Consider the following 18,265-nt stretch of genomic DNA (forward strand, 5'->3'; position numbering starts at 1 on the left):
TGTGTACCAATCTTATTTCATAAGCATGGATAAGGATTGTGTATGCCTGTAAGTTCAGTGAAAAATAAAGGAGTGATAGGAAAAGTTATACTGCCTTCTTTACTCATAAATCTGCTTTCTCTTGCCGTTCCGTTAACGGTTTTACAAATTTACGATCGTATTCTCCCTAATCAAAGCTACGGTACCGCTACTCTTTTATTAGCAGGGGCGACGTTAGCCGTTGGTATGGAAGCTTTAATTCGGTTTGTACGCACTTGGCTTTTATCGGCAGCAGCCAGTAATACCGAGAAAACGACCTACCAAAATTTAGTTGAAAAAGTGACGACTGCTTCATCTGATCATCTTCGTCATCTTGGCGTTGGTGGTGTAGAGGTAGGATTAGGCTCTGTTGCGAAGGTCAAAGACTGGTATTCCGGAGGGTTGCTTGCTGGATTTATTGATTTGCCTTTTGCATTGATTTTCCTAGCCTTGGTGGCATATATCGGTGGAGAGTTAGTGGCAATACCTTTGGCAGTTTGGCTCATGACACTCGGTGTGGTTTGGGTGTCTTCGATACGTGTAAAAAGTTTAAGCGAGGCCGCTTCGCAAGATGAGCAGGAACGAAAAGCGTTCTTGATTCTGCTCAGTCAAACCATCCAAGGTATCAAGCGACAGGCTGTTGAATCTCGGATTTTTAATCAATTTAAGTCGCTAAATAATGTGCGTTCTCAGTCAAAAGCGAGAGAAGAAGAACAGAATGCCTTTGCGCAAGAGTGTATACAACTTGCAGCATTAGCGACTTCAGTTTTATTGGTGGTTACTGGTAGCTTGTGGGTGTTGGATGGCGAATTAACCACAGGTGGATTGGCGGCATGTTCTATTTTATCGGGTAGGGCGGTTGCCCCTTTAAGCGCTCTGGTTGGAATTCGTATCAAGCTTAACTCTATACATAGTGCTAACCAAGCAATAGAAAAGCTGAGTGGCACGTCTGTTTCTAACTCTTCCGTTTCTGATGAAGCTCAAATTACCTCCTTTGATTTGGAAACTAAGGGTGGCTTTGATGCGCTAGAGATAAAGCATGCGACTATCGAAAGGTATGGTGATCTTGTTCATTTAGATGTGACTCTTGGCAAAGGTGAATTGGTATTGTTGGAGAGTGTAGATCGTCATACCAACAGCCATTTATTATCGTCTATTGCTGGTATTGACGATTTGAAAGCAGGTGAATGCTTTATCAATGGGGATGCCGTTTCAATTGAATCAGTAGCTAAAGCCACTGCCTATTGTGGCGTTAAAGGGCAATTGGTATCGGGTACTATCTTGGACAACTTGTGTGGCTTTGATCCCGAGAGAACACAAAGTGCCAATGATTATGCAGAGCGCTTGGGATTAGCAAAAGAGATAACTCGTTTACCTGATGGCTTAGAGACACAGGTTGGACATACGAGTGCTCCTTTGTTGAGTATGGGTAACATCAAAATGCTCAATATCGCCACTCAGTTAGCAAGTGATAAACCCTTAATCATGTTGGAGAGACCTGATGCTTCGCTTGATCTCGATACCCTAGGGAACCTAATGAAAGTATTGGAAGAAGAAGTGTCTGCCGGGCGTACCATTTTGATGGTGAGCTATCATGAAAAACTTCGCGAATTGGCAAGTCGAACCATTACCATAGAAGGGGTAAGCAAACAGGAGGCTCTCGCATGAACCGTTTAGATGCTAGTAACTGTTCGGAAACGAGTGCTCGACGAGATGTGTTGAACCATTTGGAAACGGAAAGTCTCTCTATTCTTAGGCAGTTGGAAGTGAATGCAAATATCCAGTTGTTTGCACACCAATGGGTTGAGGAGAACGGTATAGAGTCATTAGACGAAATGTTCGCGATGTTTGATAGGCTTGCCTTGCCATATCGGCTGGTTGCCAACCTTGATGAAGTTGGTGAACACAAATTAGTCTTGCTAGTACTTGGTGAAAATGAATTGCTCTCTGGGCATGTAGAGTCGAAGCAGTTTATCTCTTCTGATGCCAATGACGACATCTCCGTCGTTCCACAATTTTGTATCGTTATAGAGGGAGCGCCATTGGAGAAGCCCTCTCCGGACTGGGTAGGAAACCGATTACATGCGTTTCGCCCTATCATTCCTAAATTGCTTCTAGTCAGCTTTATCACCAATTTATTCGCACTTGCCGTACCATTTATAACGATGTCGATCTACGACCACGTTATCGGTGGGGATGCAGGACATGAGCTACAAGGTATTGCTATTGGTGCTGCCCTGTTGTTTGTGATGATGGGGTGGCTACGAACATTGCGAAGTCGAGTGTTTGCTTCGGTATCCAACCGAGTAAGTCGTGAGATATCTCAGTCTCTTGTTCAGCGTCTTTTAAGAAATAGCTATGCTCAGAATCAGCAAACGGCGTCTTCTAGCCAACAAAATCAAGTCATGTTGTCTGAACGTATCTCCGGTGTGTTATCAGGGCCACTTGGAAATGCACTTTTTGATCTGCCTTTTATCGTTATTTTTGTGCTTGCAATAGGGGTGTTGGGCGGGTGGCTAGTGCTGGTACCAATAGTTTCTTTGATTCTTTATTACTTGTTAGCAAAACGTTCGATACGTTCAAGCAGCAAGCGCTCGATGCAGTCGACAGTTGCGGGCACTAATCGTCAAAATATGATTAATGAGTTGTCATCTAAGCTGGCTTTTATTCGTAGTGCGGGCTTATCAGAACATTGGATTCAGCGCTTTAAGAAGGCCAATCTTCTGGCTTCTACTGTGGCATTCAATCAATCAGTTCATCAGAGTCGATACACCTCTATTTACTATTTCATTGGTGTGGGTTCGACATTGGCTGTGATGGGGTTAGGTATTGGGCTTATATTTGAGCAAGTAATGACCCCTGGTGGTTTGATTGCTTCAATGATGTTGATATCAAAAGTAACGGGGCCAGCCCAGGTATTGGCTAATAGTGCGATGCGTTTCAATAGCTTTAATCAATCCAAATTGCAGGTGAACCGTATTTTGTCTCAGCCTTCTGAGCGTGAGTTTAGCTATCAGCATCATCCGTTGCCGAAGACAGCGCCTAACTTGAAGTTAACTCAAGTGACGTTACGGTACCCAAAGCAGAGTCGTCCCGCTTTAAATGGGGTGAGTTTTGACATTGAATCAGGTGACGTGGTCGCGATTACTGGTCCTTCTGGAAGCGGTAAATCAACATTAATTGAAGTGCTATCCGGTTTGCAGTCTATACAAAACGGTATGGTTGAGCTTGAAAACGTTAACCTTGCGCAATACGACCCGCAGCTCTATCGCCATTGGTGCTTCATTCGTGCTGCCTATCCAGATTTGCTTACGCTGAGTATTCGAGAGTGGTTAAATGATGGACATAAAGTCGAAGAGCAGAAAATGATTTCTGCGATTGAGATGGTCGGTGGACAGCGATGGTTCTCTACGTTGGCTGATGGTTTGGATACATCGATCAGTAGTATTCAACCGGATAGCATTTTTGACATGTTGTCAGGCACTGTTGCTCAGATCCTAATTGATGCAAAAGCGTTGGTGTATGACTACCCCTTGTTCTTAATGGATAATCCAGTGCCTGATAGCCATCCAAATGCCAAGCGTGTATTTGGTGAGTTTGTGAGTTCAAAAAGAGGGAAAGCGACGGTGATCTACACCTCTCACGACCCGGATCTTATTAAGTTTGCAGATAAAGTCGTGGTATTAGATGAAGGGGCTGTAGTTTACGCTGGTCCATTGGAACAGAAGCAGTCTTCTGAGTCTCAAGCGTTGCAGGAACAACAAATTTCTCTAAAACAACAGTTATCTAAAGAACAGTCAGAGTCTAAGCAAGGAGTCGCTAATGGCTAAACAACCTATCGAGACGGGTAAACGCTACGGTGAACTTGTGGAGTCACAAAACACTGCTCGCACATTGGCCTTGGCTACGTGGTCGGTCGCCTTGTGTGTCGTTGCTTTTGTCACTTGGTCTGTGGTCACTCAAGTTGATGAAATAGCGAAAGCGAAAGGTGCAGTGATTCCTGAAGGGGAAAAGCAAGTATTACAAAGTGCTATTGGTGGTAAGTTAAAGCAAATCTTAGTCAAAGAGGGGCAACTGGTTGAGAAAGGCCAACCGCTTGTCGAATTCGATGCCACTTTCCAACGCACCGCTCTTGAGGAACTGAAGTCTCAACAAGTCACGTTGTTGGCCAGCATAGAGCGAATGAACGCTTTGCTTGACAATCGTGAACCGAATTTTGGTGAGTTTGAGATTGATTACCCAGAGATTGTTAGTCAACAAAAGGCACAACTGAATGCTCAGAAAGGGCTGTATTTTCAAAAGCGTATTGTTCTTGAAAAGGACAGTGAGCAGATCGCAGAGCAGCTTCGCAGTGTCGAAAAATCGCTACCTAGCTACGAGAAAGAGCTGAACGCTACTAAGCAAGAATTGAATATATTAGAAAGAGGCTATACAGCAGGAAACATCTCACGTTTGCGTGTACTTGAAATGCGTCAAAAGCTGGCGAGTATAGAACAAAAAATTGAAGAAACGCATGGTAAGAAGTCGGTCCTGATTAAGCAAGCAGACAGTAATGAGCAAAAAATTGAGCAACTTCTTGCTGAAGCGAAAGCAAAAGTGAGCGATGATCGTTCTAAAGCGGTATCTGATTTATCGGCACTGAACGCAAGAGTGCGCTCAAGCCAAGCAAAATTGACGAACACTTTGTTGGTCTCGCCATTACAAGGCTTAGTACAAAGCCTACCAAGCACACAGAACGGTGGTGTTATTCAGCCCGGTGGTACAGTCGTAGAAATCGTCCCTGTTGGTGGCCAAGCCGATTTTAAGGCGCGTTTATCACCAAGAGATATTGGCTTCGTGAGCGTGGGACAGCCGACTCGAATCAAGATCGACGCATTTGATTACAGTCGCTTTGGGGCGTTGAAAGGGGAGGTTGAAAGCATTTCGCCAACCACCAGTCAAAGTGAAAGAGGCGAGATCTATTATGAAGTCGTAGTATCGATTGAGACGCCATACTTCCGTGATAACCCTGAAAGTTTTTCTATTTTGCCAGGCATGACAGGTGAAGTAGATATTACGACTGGTGAGAAGTCGGTGTTTCAATACCTATGGAAGCCGATCTATACCAACATCAGTGTGGCGTTTGGTGAAAGATAACTCAAAGAACGACAGATGTTTCTTTGTTCAAACCGGAAAATGCAATAATCATTAAAAAGGGAGCAACATAGCGTGCTCCCTTTTGTTTATTTCATTATTGATTAGTCACCAACCATTAGTTATTTGGATCTATGTCTGGTAGTCCATCAACGTCGTTGTGATGATGGTGTTCATCATCTTGGTTATGGTTATTGGCTGCATCATGGTGTTCAAGTGCATCCGACATGTCCAAATGCGCTTGATCGTAATCTACAGTATGTTGCTGATCGACTTGTGCCAACACAATGTCGAGATCAGCGGGTGTATGTTGACTAGTATCAGTATCTGTATGGGGTGGAGTAATTCCCAGTGCATCTAGGTAGGCAGCTGCACCGGTAGCGTGCTCATGACCAATTTGTGCTTGGCCGTCTAACGGTGAGTCCGCACTTGATGAAACGTCTGAAGTGACCGTAAAGTCTTGTACGCCATCCAATGGAGTGAAATCTGGCTCATCGTGTTGCACTGGCGGCGGTGGTGGAGGCGGCGGATTCACATGGCTTTGAATATGTCCGTGTAAATCTTCTGTTGTTACAGCGGTGACGCCGGTTACTGAGTTGTACGTTGTTACCTCTGTTTCAAAATAGTGATGTCCGCTGCTGATTGGGTGTGTGGATATGACAACGAAATGCCCATTAGCTGGCACCGTGTAACTACCATCCTGATTAGCATTGATGTTATGTCCGTTGCTTTGTAGCGTTAACTCTTGCTGTAGATGAGTAAGTCGAATGCTTGAAACCGAGTCATCACTGGAAGATAGGTGCGCTTGGATATTCACGGGTACTTCATAGTGATCGTGTCCGATTGAAGGGAAGTTCGGTGGTAGTTGTCCTTTCAGTACCGTCCCGTCACCCAAGATAATATTTTCGATACTTTCTATTTCCATATTACCTATTTTGTCACTGTGCAGTCTTGGTGCATTGTTACGGTTGTAAGCTCCCAGAATAAGCGTATCGCGACCACTCCCACCTTCTATTTCTTCGTCGGTTAATCGACCTCCTATATACAAGATATCATTACCACTCTTGAGCTCGGCTTCTTCGTGAAGGCTACCTTGCACAATAAATACTTCACTGTTTCCGTGGCCTTCAATCTCATGGTGTCCTGACACTGTTCGAACGGATTGTCCGATGCTATGAGCATAAGCTTGTACTGTGTCTACGGTAATACCAGCAGTCACATGGTGAGCATTTCTTGTATCGACAGTGACACTGATAGTTGGTGGCGTGTAGGGTATAGGATCGGTGTGACCATTGATGGTCATGACAATCTCTTTCGAAACCTTACCACCATGCCCGTCATCGACAAGCAATGTAAACCTATCGGTAAGTGTATCGCCGTCGTTTAATGCATCAACTTGAGGGTTGGCATTGTCTAAGTGATAAGCCCAAGTGTTGGTTTGGCTATCAAATTGAACAGAACCAAATTGAGCACTATGGCTTGGATCTACAGTTACGCCAACTGCATCACCATCAATGTCATTTATATCAAGTTGCCCTCTAGCGTTCTGGTTAGTGTCTTCATTTACTGAGTGACTGCTACCAGGGGGATGTTCTGAGACAGTAGGTGCATCGTTAGTACCCGTTATCGTAATAATGATGTCATGAGTTGTACCATCTTTTGCTTGTACGGTGATTGTCTCAGTATCAGTTTGTCCTTGCTTCAACTGTTGAACAATCGCGTGGTTATTATAAAGGTTATAGGTCCAATGCCCGTTACTGTCTATGTGAGCATGACCATACCCTTTGCTTCCTACAATACCCACGCCACCTTGTACTGAAATGAAAGCTTGTGAGCCATCAGGATCAGTCACACTCAATGTGCCAGAGGCTTGGGTATGAGTATCTTCTTGAGCATGACCTGTGGAGTCACCGCTGAATGTGGCAGGATCAGGAACCGCGACGATATTAATTAGATACATGCCGGACTTAGAGTCGGTATGACCATCGTTTGCCGTAAATTGAATGCCTCCAAGCCCACTCGCCCCAACGCTATGGTAGTTCTGTGCCGGGGTGTAAACTAAAGAAGCTAAATCGGAAGCCGCTACGTCATCACCGACAGAAACTGCCCGCCCATTGAGTGTCAATGAGCCATGAGCGATGTTGGTAATAGTAATGTGATGTAATAAATCCCCATCAACATCTGCGTATTTGAAGTCGGCTTTGGTAAAGTTGTGAGGCGTATCTTCCAATAAGCTGGTAAAGCTTGACCCAACCGTCGGCACATCATTAATCGCATTCACATCGATTATCATGGATGCGCTCGCCGAATCCTGATGCCCATCATTCGCACTGAACTCAAAGTGAGCATAATTAGTGCCGCTCTGATTTTTTACTGGAGTAAAGGTCAGATGCCCAGCGTCTAATTCCGCTTTAGAGACTTGTTGATTTGCAGTGACAGCCAGACCATTGAGCGTTAACAGACCATGAGAAGGTAATTGAGTGATCGTAATGTGGTTTAGTGCATCATGATCAGCATCTTGGTAGCCAAATTCTGCGGCGGTAAAAGTATGACTTTGATCTTCATCGCTTGTGACCGTTTGGGGGGTAACCGTTGGCGCATGTTGAGCTGGTGGCTTAACCTCTATGGATAGCGTGTTTTGAGAGGAATCATTGACTGGTGTACCTCCGTCGTCTCCGACTCGATACACCATGTTTGGTACTTTCCCAGTGAACCCCGTTTCAGGAGTAAAGATATAGTGACCATTGGCTTCAATAGCCAGTGTGCCAATTCCCGCTATGGCATGAGGATGACCAGGAGTTACAGTCACGTAGCTCCCCGACACAGGATCCTTTATCTGTATATCTTGAAGAACAAGGTGAGCATTTGAGTCTGAATCTGTCGCCGCTGACGCCGTGCCTTGTGAGGTTCCTGCACCCGAGATGAGATTACCCTCAATTGGACCGGTACTTTGAACGCCCGAATCAGTGAAACTATGCATCGTTGGTCTGTCCGTTGATCCACTAATCGTCACTGTAATAGAATGTTTGGTGCCGTCTTGGGAGGTAATCTCAATGCTGTCAGTAAGAGTTTGTCCATTATCCAAGTCTTGAATCGGTGTACTCTTGTTGTCTGCTATATAAACCCACGTCCCACGACTAGTGATGTCGAAATGACCATAGGTTCCATCCTGAGATAATTTCTGTTGCCCCTTAAGATCTAGTGCCGCTTCGCCATGACCATCAGCGTCAGAAACAATCAGGTGCCCATGGCAAACAAGGGCATCAGCAATGGTTGCTGACCCCGTGGTACGCACGTTGTGGTGAATATTTGTATCTTCGTCTATGCTGCCAGAGTCACCCGTAAATGTTGCCGCATCGTTAACGGCAGACAAGTTCATTGTGGCGGACGTCGATACCGAAGCGCCATGTTCATCTTTGACGTCATAAATAAACTGTACCTGTCCGTGATAGTTTTTCTCTGGGGTAAAACTAAAAGTTCCGTCTAGATTATCGACCACCTGACCATGATTGACACTCAAATTGTGCACACTCAATTGACTGTTGTCATCAACATCACTGGCATGGGCGAGTAAATCCGCCGCGTTCAATGTGATTGGTGTGTCTTCTAAGCCTTGAGATAAGCTAACCGAGGAAGTAACGACAGGTGTGTCGTTGGTACCGTGTACTGTCACCGTAATAGTTTGCTGAGCCGTTCCATCAATCGATTCAACCGTAAAGGTTTTCTGGTAGCTTTGCCCCTCACCTAAATGCTGTAGTTTGGCGTTGTCTATTGTGTACTGCCATCCGCCGCGAACATTAATGGAGAAATGCCCACCTTCTGGTGTATCAAAACTCTGAGTAACAAATCCCGCTTGACCATGATCGGGATCGATCACATGTAAATTGCCGCCACTCCACACTTGATGGTGTGTGCCTCCCGGCGCTATGTTGTCTTCGTTGGCGTGATTGTCGAGCGACGAATACTGACCGACAGTGATTCGTGCATTGTCGTCCTCACCTATCACTTTGACAATGATATTGAGCCTTTGACCGTCGCTTGTTCTAATTTGGTATGGGAACTCTAAAGATTCCCCCTTATGCAAACTATCAACCAGATCATCCGCATGACGGTTTGTTGCTGATTCCATGCGAAATTCGTAAGAACCATCTGGCCAAATATAAAGACTCCCTGGGGCATAACCCTGTCCCATATAACGTCCACTAAATGCGAACTGAGTGTGGTCACCTGTGTCTGGATCGGTTAGTTGTAAATTCCCCTGATAAACTGACGTTTTGCTTTTTAATGCCTCAGATTCGGTCATCTGAATCACATTGGATGTGAGTACGGCTTTGTCATCCGTTCCTTCAATAGTAAAGGTTGCCGTTTGAGGAGTTTGCCCACCATGCCCATCACCAACAATATAATTCACCACAACTTGTTGCGTCTGCCCAACCGCTAAGTGCTGAAAAGCAGAATGAGTTGTATCGATTACCAACGAGTGGCCGTCAGCCCCAAGGGCAAAACCATCCGGCACATTACCCGTCTGAATCGAGCCATCGACCGAGTAACCGATATGGGAAATTGATAATGAATCGCCTTCTTTATCCGTTGCACCAGTGAGTAGGTCAACCAAATGACTACTGGTTGAATCTTCTTTCACACTATCGGTCAGCGGTTGAACATCCGGGCGATCATTCACTGCGACAACTGACATTAAAGCAGAAGCAGGAGCACTTCCCCCATGAGCATCATTGACTTGATATTGGAAGTGTAACTGGCCGTTATAGTCCGGTTCAGGGATCAAAGTGAATGTGCCGTCGCCGTTGTCGAGTATCGAGCCATGGTCAACAGAAAGATGAGTCACAGAGAGTTGACCTAGATCGTTTTTATCCACATCGCTAGCATGTGTTAGTAAATCTGTTGATGTGATGATGTGGGTCGTATCTTCTCTCCCAGCGCTGAGCTGTACATCTGCTGAAACCACAGGATCATCATTGGTGCCGTGTATTGTCAGGGTAATATCATGTGTCGTCCCATCTTTTGAATGAACCGTGACAGTATCCGTGAGCGCCTCACCGGCACCTAGGCTTTGAACTTCTGGCTTACGGTTGTCGATGTAATAGTGCCATCTTCCTTGTTGATCTATCTCTAACTCACCACCAAGCGCGGATTGGTAGGGAGCCCAGTTAGGATGTGAGGGAACGCTGATCAGCGTATGGTAATCAAAGCCTGATTCTCCAGCATCCGGGTCGATGGCCGTAAGGTGTCCCTGAGCTTCTAATTTATTAGAGTAGTTGCCTTGCACAGATGGGTGAACATTTTGATCCTCGGTCACGCTCCCAGTGTCGTCACCTTTAAAGCGAGCGGCATCATTTATAGCGGCTAGGGTCGTATTTGCTCCTGTATGTGTAACTCCACCATGCCTGTCAGCAACATCATAAGTAAAATGAACTGGGCCATTGTAATTAGGATCCGGAGCGAATGTAAAACTACCATCCGAATTGGCGATTACATTACCGTGGTCTACCGTTAGGTTTTGAGCGTGCAACCAACCTCTGTCGTTTGAATCGATATCCGTAGTATTGGAAACAAGTTGTGCCTGCGTAAGGTGCATTGACGAGTCTTCTTTACCAGACGGTAACATCACCTCACCACTCACCACTGGTACGTCGTTATTGCCGCGTACAACAACCGATACACTTTGTGAGACCTTGCTTCCGTCAGTAGACACAGCCTCAATGGTAAAGTGCTCCCAGTATTCGTCTCCATCGCCGAGTTTTGTTGCTTTGCTTTGGTCAACGTCATAGTGCCATTGGCCATCGGCACTCAGATGAAACGCACCATACTGACCACTAACACCGTTAGCAGGCGTTGTTGTCCAGCTCACGGAATCATGAAGATCAGCATCATGAGCCGCTACGCTACCTGAAACAGATGCACCTGTCAGAGCATTTTCTACGACATGACCAAGCTCCGACTGAGAATCTATGACGACTCCATCTTCGGTGCCATTAATTTTCACTTGGATAGGGAACTCGGTGCCGTCAGTGGCGATTAGCTTGATCGACTCCGTAACTGATTCACCGTGCTTTAACTCTTGAACATGAACATTATTGTTATCACCAATATAGCTCCAAGAGTGTTCTCCGGTGTGAGGCCCGCTTTTTATGGTGTGAAATTGAAATTTGCCATAGGGGGTCATCACATCTAGGTCACTGCCCAAATTCCATGTGTAGTGTTGTCCTGCAAACTCAACCGTCACTTGTTTATTAGGACTGTCCACATCTTTAATTTGTAACGCTTGCCAATCAACAGCGTCCATGATGTTTACATTGGTCGACATATGTGTGGCGACATCTTCAGTAGCTACACCATGGTCAACACCACTAAACTGTGTTTTGTCATCAACCGGCACTAAAGCGAGCGTTGCATGTGCAGGTGTCGACGCTCCATTACGGTCTTTAACTGTGTAAGAAAATTGAACAGGGCCGTTGTAATCTGGGTCTGGAGTGAGGGTATAAGTCCCATCATGATTGTCGGTGATGGAGCCGTGATCCGAACGCAATCCAGAGATACTCAGACTGAGCGTCTCGGAATCATCCACGTCGGTCGCATTGGTAAGAAGATCTGAGGCATGCATGGTCACACTGGTGTCTTCAGTGCCTGAAGCCAACTGGACATCAGCAGAAACAACCGGAGCATCATTCCGCCCCATCACACTGATGCTTAGGTTCTGGGTGGTACTTAAGCCATCTTGATCGGTAACGGTGACAGGGATTTTGATCGCTGAGCCCCATATATCTCGTCCAGTCAAGTGCTGATAGGCGGAGTCTGAGGGATCAAAGGTATAGCTACCGTCGGCATTAAGATGAAAACCTGCTACATGTGCTGTTGTAGAGTAGAGGAGGTGTTGCTGATCTCCCACATCGGCATCCGTCCCGTTCAACTTACCATGCAGTACTGCTTCATCTTCCCAAACGGCATGATGCAGGTTGCCCCGAATGTAGGGCGCATCATTAGTACCCTGAATCTTAAATTCCAAGGTGTGCGTTGTGCCATCCAGGCTGTGTACAGTGAAGCGATCATGTGCGACGTCACCCTCTTTCAGATAGTCCACCCTGAAGTTACCAAGGCTATACATATATTGACCATCTGGGTTAACCTGCAGTGAACCTCCCAAGCTTCCTTTATACAAACCAGCCGTTAGTGGGTCTTCAAAGCCCGACTCGGCTGGACCATCTGGGTCCACCACAATAAGTTGCCCATAAGCTTGTAACTTGCCTCGATCACCCGGCGCGGTGCCGAGATTAACATCCTCTTTGAGTGTCGAACCAGAGCCAGTGATCAGAGCAGCATCGCAAGTTGGAGTGAGTAACATGTTTGCTTCGGTATGCGTCGTACCTGAGTGTGCATCTTTCACATCGTAGGTGAAATGTACTTGCCCGTTGTAGTCTTTATCGGGTGTGAAAGTATAAGTTCCGTCTTTGTTGTCCAGAATAGAGCCATGATCAGCATGCAAATTGGCGATAGTGAGCTTGCCTGCATCGTTGGCGTCTACGTCAACTGTATTTGCCAATAACTCGGTTGCTGTGATGGTTTGAGTTAGGTCTTCCTTGCCTGAATTGAGCTGTACTTCGGAAGCGCAGTAAGGTCTGTCGTTGCTACCGTGAATAGTAATGACAATATCGTGCGATGTGCCATCTTTAGAATAAACGGTGATGGTGTCAGTCAGAGTCTGATTTTCACCGAGTTGGTCGATGGCTGTTCCTCGGGTGCTTGCGAGTCCACCAGTGCTACGAATTTGTCCTGTATCAGCGTGGTAGAACCAAGTTCCGTCTTTTCGAAGAAGTAGGTCTCCATATTGACCAGAGTAATTAAAGCCAAGTCCGTGTGTATCAAACTCCGCCTCTCCTGTATCTGTGTCTGAAATAACAAGCTTGCCACTGGCTCTAATGGTACTTCTTACTAAGTGAGCCATGCCCGGTTGAGCATAATCTGGGGACATGTTCTGTCCAGCATTACCTTCGGTTACGTCACCCGTGTCGACACCGCCAATAACGGCAGAGTTATTAACGCCTGTAATCGTTATTGAGAGGTTTTGAGTGCTGCTCGCATTATGTTCGTCTGTGACTGTTACGGGAACAGTCAGCGTTTTCGTGACACCTGATGCTAACGATTGATAGCTAGAGTGAGCGGGGTTGAAGCTATAACTGCCGTCCGGATTAACCACCAAGCCATCAATCTGCGGTGCGCTGTAAGTCAAGGGCGCACCTGTGTCGATATCTTGGCCAACCATTTGTCCATTTAGAGAGCTTCCACCTTCAGTCACTGAGTGGGATTGTGCACTGATGGTTGGGGCATCGTTGGTACCATGAACCGTGAGCTCTATCGTATGCGTTGTACCATCTGCTGAGCGTATAACGGCTGAATCGTGTTTCACTTCCCCTTGCGCTAAGTTCTGTATATTGCGGTTGTCGAGCGTATAGGTGTAATGGCCATCGCGCATGAGCAGTATGTGCCCACCCAACTTGGTGTCGTAGCCAATACCTTGATAGGTTTGTGGGCCAATATTGGGATCAAACTGTGCCTCTCCCGCATCAGGGTCTTGGATGTTTAATTTGCCGTCGTAATGCAATTGATAGTGGGTGTCTATATAACCGCGATCTTCAGTCACGCCCCGCAAGTCTGCATTGGTTTGTGCGTCGGTAATAATCGCGTTATCTGGAGCGGCTGTAAGATCGAATTTAGCCTGAGTACTGACGCTACCACCATGACCGTCAACTACATCATAGGTGAGTCGAATTTCACCGTTAAAATCTTTGTCTGGCGTGAAGGTATAAGTGCCGTCTTTGTTGTCAGTCAGGCTACCGTGTGTGGCTTGCAGATTCGTCACGTGCAGTACATCACTACTATCCACATCGCTTGCATGCGTTAGTAAATCAGAAGCTTTTATGGTTACAGGTTGATCTTCTTTTCCCGCAGGAAGCTGAGTCCACGCACTGACAATTGGTTTGTCGTTACTACCTTGCACATCGATAACGATTTTATGAGGGACTGTTGCTCCAGCTGAATCGGTAGCGGTGATCCAGAATGATTCAGTCTGATGTTCACCAGCTGCTAGCTTATCTGCGGTACCACCGGCCGAATTGTCGAGCTGATAGTGCCAATGACCATTCTGATCAATCGACAACGTTCCCCATTGGCCTTGAGGTTGATTGATTGCCCACGTAATGGTGTCAGACTTATCTATATCATTTCCAATTAAACTCCCTGTCGCATCGGGGGTTCCTGCGGTGTTCAAGCCCTGCTCGATAACTGCGCCACTTGAGGTACCTGAGATGGTAGGGCGGTCATTGGTGCCGTTTATAGTTACTTTAATTGTCGATTGAGTGCCATCGACAGAAGCTACCGTGAATGTCTCTTCAACTTTGTCGCCAACGTTAAGTTGGTTAAACGCACTGTTGGCGGTGAACACCCAATGACCATGGGCATCAATGGTTAAGGCGCCATGGGTACCCGTGATCGAGTCTGGCGTAAAGGCGTTGTCATGGTTATCCACGTCGGTACTGGTTAAGGTGCCAGATGTGGTTATTGCAGTATCTGTTTCAACAACAGCCACAGTCGCGCTGCTCACAGTAGCTGTATCATTAGTACCGTTAATAGTTACCTTGATAGTAGACGGAGTACCGTCGACAGAGGTAACCGTAAAGGTCTCTTCAACTTTGTCGCCAACATTCAGTTGGTTAAATGCGCTGTTGGCAGTGAACACCCAATGACCATGGGCATCAATGGTTAGATCGCCGTGTGTACCTGTGATCGAATCTGGTGTAAAGGTGTTATCCGGATTATCGACATCGGTGCTGGTTAGGATGCCTGATGTGGTTATTGCCGTGTCAGTTTCATCGACGGCGATAGTCGCGCTGCTCACTGTAGCTGCATCGTTAGTACCATTGATGGTCACTTTGATCGTGGATGGTGTGCCATCCACAGATGTTACTGTAAACGTCTCTTCTACCTTATCCCCAACATTAAGTTGGTTGAATGCGCTGTTGGCCGTAAACACCCAATGACCATTGACATCAATGGTTAGACCGCCATGAGTTCCCGTGATCGAAGCCGGAGTGAATGCGTTATCTGGGTTGTCGACATCGGTACTGGTTAAGGTGCCAGAAGTTGTAATCGCTGAGTCAGTCTCATCGACGGCTACCGTTGCGCTACTCACCGTAGCTGCGTCATTGGTACCATTAATGGTCACTTTGATCGTGGATGGCGTGCCATCGACAGAGGTTACTGTAAATGTCTCTTCAACTTTGTCGCCAACGTTAAGTTGGTTGAACGCGCTGTTGGCGGTGAAGACCCAATGACCATTGGCATCAATGGTTAGGTCGCCGTGGTTACCTGTGATCGAATCTGGTGTAAAGGCGTTGTCCGGATTATCGACATCGGTGCTGGCTAGGGCACCAGAGGTTGTGATTGCTGAGTCCGTTTCATCGATGGCCACAGTCGCGCTGCTTACGGTTGCAGCGTCGTTGGTACCATTGATGGTTACTTTAATCGTGGACTGAGTACCATCAACAGAAGCTATCGTGAATGTTTCCTCAACCTTGTCTCCGACATTCAGTTGATTGAATGCACTGTTGGCGGTAAAGACCCAGTGACCATTAGCATCAATGGTTAAGTCACCATGAGTCCCTGTGATCGAATCTGGAGTGAAGGTGTTGTCCGGATTATCGACATCGGTGCTGGTTAGGGTACCGGAAGTGGTGATTGCTTTGTTTGTTTCATCAACAGCCACAGTTGCGCTGCTTACGGTTGCCGTATCATTAGTGCCGTTGATGGTGACCTTGATAGTTGACGGGGTACCATCGACAGAGGCGACTGTGAATGTCTCGTCAACTTTGTCACCGACATTCAGTTGATTGAATGCACTGTTGGCGGTAAAGACCCAGTGACCATTGGCATCAATGGTTAGGTCGCCATGAGTACCTGTGATCGCATCTGGGGTAAAGGCATTGTCAGGGTTATCAACGTCGGTGCTGGTTAGGGTACCTGAAGTTGTGATTACCGTGTCTGTTTCATCAACAGGCACAGTCGTACTGCTGACCGTCGCCGCATCGTTAGTGCCGTTAATGATGACCTTGATGGTTGACGGAGTGCCATCGACAGAGGTGACAGTGAATGTCTCTTCTACCTTGTCGCCAACGTTCAGTTGGTTGAACGCGTTATTGGCGGTGAAGACCCAATGGCCATTGGCATCAATGGTTAGGTTGCCGTGTGTGCCTGTGATCGCATCTGGGGTAAAGGCATTGTCCGAGTTATCCACGTCCGTACTGGTCAAAGTACCTGAAGCAGTGATTGGAGTATCTGTTTCATCAACAGCCACAGTTGCGCTGCTTACGGTGGCAGCATCATTAGTGCCGCTGATGGTGACTTTGATAGTAGACGGAGTACCGTCGACAGAGGTAACCGTAAAGGTCTCTTCAACTTTGTCGCCAACATTCAGTTGGTTAAATGCGCTGTTGGCGGTGAATTCCCAATGACCATTGGCATCAATGGTGAGGTTGCCATGGGTGCCTGTGACCGAATCTGGAGTGAAGGCGTTATCTGGGTTATCGACATCGGTACTGGTCAAAGTACCTGAAGATGTAACAGCTTTATCCGTTTCATCAACAGCAACAGTCGCACTGCTCACAACGGCAGCATCGTTGGTTCCGTTAATAGTGATAATTACTTGATGAGGAGTTCCATCGACCGAATGTACGGTTATGGTGTCGGTAACTGTCGAGCCTTTACCTAGTGCTTGGACTGCTGGGTTCGTGTTATCCAAGTCATAGGTCCATTGCCCCGAATTAGTCAAATGAAGTGTACCGAGACTACCTACGATATCAGTGTTGGAAAAATGATCTTCGCCGGTGTCGGCGTCACGAATAGATAGCTTTCCTGTGATGTGAGTAGAAAGGTCTTCATATACTTGCCCTTTGTCATTACCGGAGACAAGCGCATTGTCATTTTCTCCACCAATTGACATTTGTAGCACTTGTGGAGTGCCATCTTTAGTATGGATGGTAAATGTTTCAGTCAGTGAAGTGTTATTCGTTAACGCTTGAATCGTTGATTGAGAATTATCAACAGTGTACTGCCAGTAGCCCTGAGAATTTATAGATAAAGAGCCAAATTGGCCATGTATCGTCTCTGGAGTTAACTCACTTTCACCATGGTCTGGGTCTAGGACGTCCACTTTCCCACTTGTTGTTAAAAAACCGTGGCTATCCACATTATTGTCTTCTTCGAGATGACCTGAAAGCTGGCCAGTAATGGTTGGTGAATCTTGTTTACCCATTACCGGAACTTGAATGATGAGCTTTGTTCCGTCTGTTAGTTGGACTGTAAATGTGTCCGTACCTGGTTCTTGCTTTTGGAGCAATAAATATGCTGGAGACTTCGGGGCTAAAGTAAATTGATAATGACCATTTTTATCAACGTGTAACTGGCCATAGGTACCTTGAATTGTTTCTTCTACATAAGTCTGACTATGCGGAGTTATAGGGCTAGTGTGCGTAGGAGATGTCTTTATTGTTTGTGTATTGTTGTCGATGGTATGTGAAATTGAGGGCTGCGTAGTGGCATTGGAAAGTCGATGAATGATTGGGTGACTATGAGGTGCGAGGTGATGCGATGGGGTAAGAGCACCTGTTTTTGTCTCTTCAGTAACACCTTCGCTTATGCTTTCATCTACTGATAATATTGAAGGGTTGTTTGAAGTAGATGAGGGATCTACGAGTTTGTCTGAATCCTCCAAGTTAGGTTTATGGATTGAAGTTTCATTGGACTGAACATTCTCATTTTGTGCTTGGCTTACTGGGTCCTCTGACGCTCTTACATTAAAAGATGGGAGAATTAGCATGAGGCTACTAGGTAGCGGTACTCGGATCTTTAGACTAGAAAATAGTTTTACTTTTCTTCTTTTATTCGCGTCCGACTTACTCTTCACTTGGCCTTTGACTGTTTGTTTTTTGTCTTTAGTCTTTTTGCCATCTTTTATCTTTTTCATAAACCTAATCCAACATTCCCTATATCCTTTTGATTAAAGTACAAGAATTGTTGTTTTGCGAGCTTAATTGAGTAATTAGAA

At 46.1% G+C, this 18,265-nt stretch carries 4 protein-coding genes; 3 read left to right on the plus strand and 1 reads right to left on the minus strand.

Translation table 11 applies throughout. From position 1 onward, the window contains the following. Positions 1–42 precede the first annotated feature (42 nt). Genes VA249_RS04495 through VA249_RS04505 form a run of 3 tightly spaced genes read left to right on the plus strand, consistent with a single transcriptional unit; the run spans position 43 to position 5,154 of the window. Positions 43–1,686, plus strand: a complete 1,644-nt coding sequence (locus tag VA249_RS04495) for an ABC transporter transmembrane domain-containing protein (RefSeq protein ID WP_221069097.1) — start codon at positions 43–45, stop codon at positions 1,684–1,686. After that, the gene (locus VA249_RS04500; RefSeq protein WP_221069098.1) at positions 1,683–3,848 is read left to right on the plus strand and encodes an ABC transporter transmembrane domain-containing protein; all 2,166 of its coding nucleotides are present in this window, start codon (positions 1,683–1,685) and stop codon (positions 3,846–3,848) included. Before VA249_RS04495 ends, VA249_RS04500 begins: the two co-directional genes overlap by 4 nt. After that, positions 3,841–5,154: an HlyD family type I secretion periplasmic adaptor subunit gene (locus VA249_RS04505; RefSeq protein WP_221069099.1), complete on the plus strand. Its 1,314-nt coding sequence runs from the start codon at positions 3,841–3,843 to the stop codon at positions 5,152–5,154. Before VA249_RS04500 ends, VA249_RS04505 begins: the two co-directional genes overlap by 8 nt. A 115-nt stretch (positions 5,155–5,269) precedes the next feature. On the opposite strand, the gene VA249_RS04510 is transcribed toward VA249_RS04505, so the two are convergent. Further along, positions 5,270–18,184 (minus strand): VCBS domain-containing protein, encoded by a 12,915-nt coding sequence (locus VA249_RS04510; protein ID WP_225927101.1) that lies wholly within the window; start codon positions 18,182–18,184, stop codon positions 5,270–5,272. Between the last annotated feature and the right edge of the window lie 81 nt (positions 18,185–18,265).

This window comes from Vibrio alfacsensis (assembly GCF_019670485.1).
Classification (GTDB): Bacteria; Pseudomonadota; Gammaproteobacteria; order Enterobacterales; family Vibrionaceae; genus Vibrio; species Vibrio alfacsensis.

Excerpts from the sequence above, each read along its gene's own strand:
- VA249_RS04495 (WP_221069097.1), top strand. The coding sequence starts at position 43 with ATGCCTGTAAGTTCAGTGAAAAATAAAGGAGTGATAGGAAAAGTTATA.
- VA249_RS04500 (WP_221069098.1), top strand. The coding sequence starts at position 1,683 with ATGAACCGTTTAGATGCTAGTAACTGTTCGGAAACGAGTGCTCGACGA.
- VA249_RS04505 (WP_221069099.1), top strand. The coding sequence starts at position 3,841 with ATGGCTAAACAACCTATCGAGACGGGTAAACGCTACGGTGAACTTGTG.
- VA249_RS04510 (WP_225927101.1), bottom strand. The coding sequence starts at position 18,184 with ATGAAAAAGATAAAAGATGGCAAAAAGACTAAAGACAAAAAACAAACA.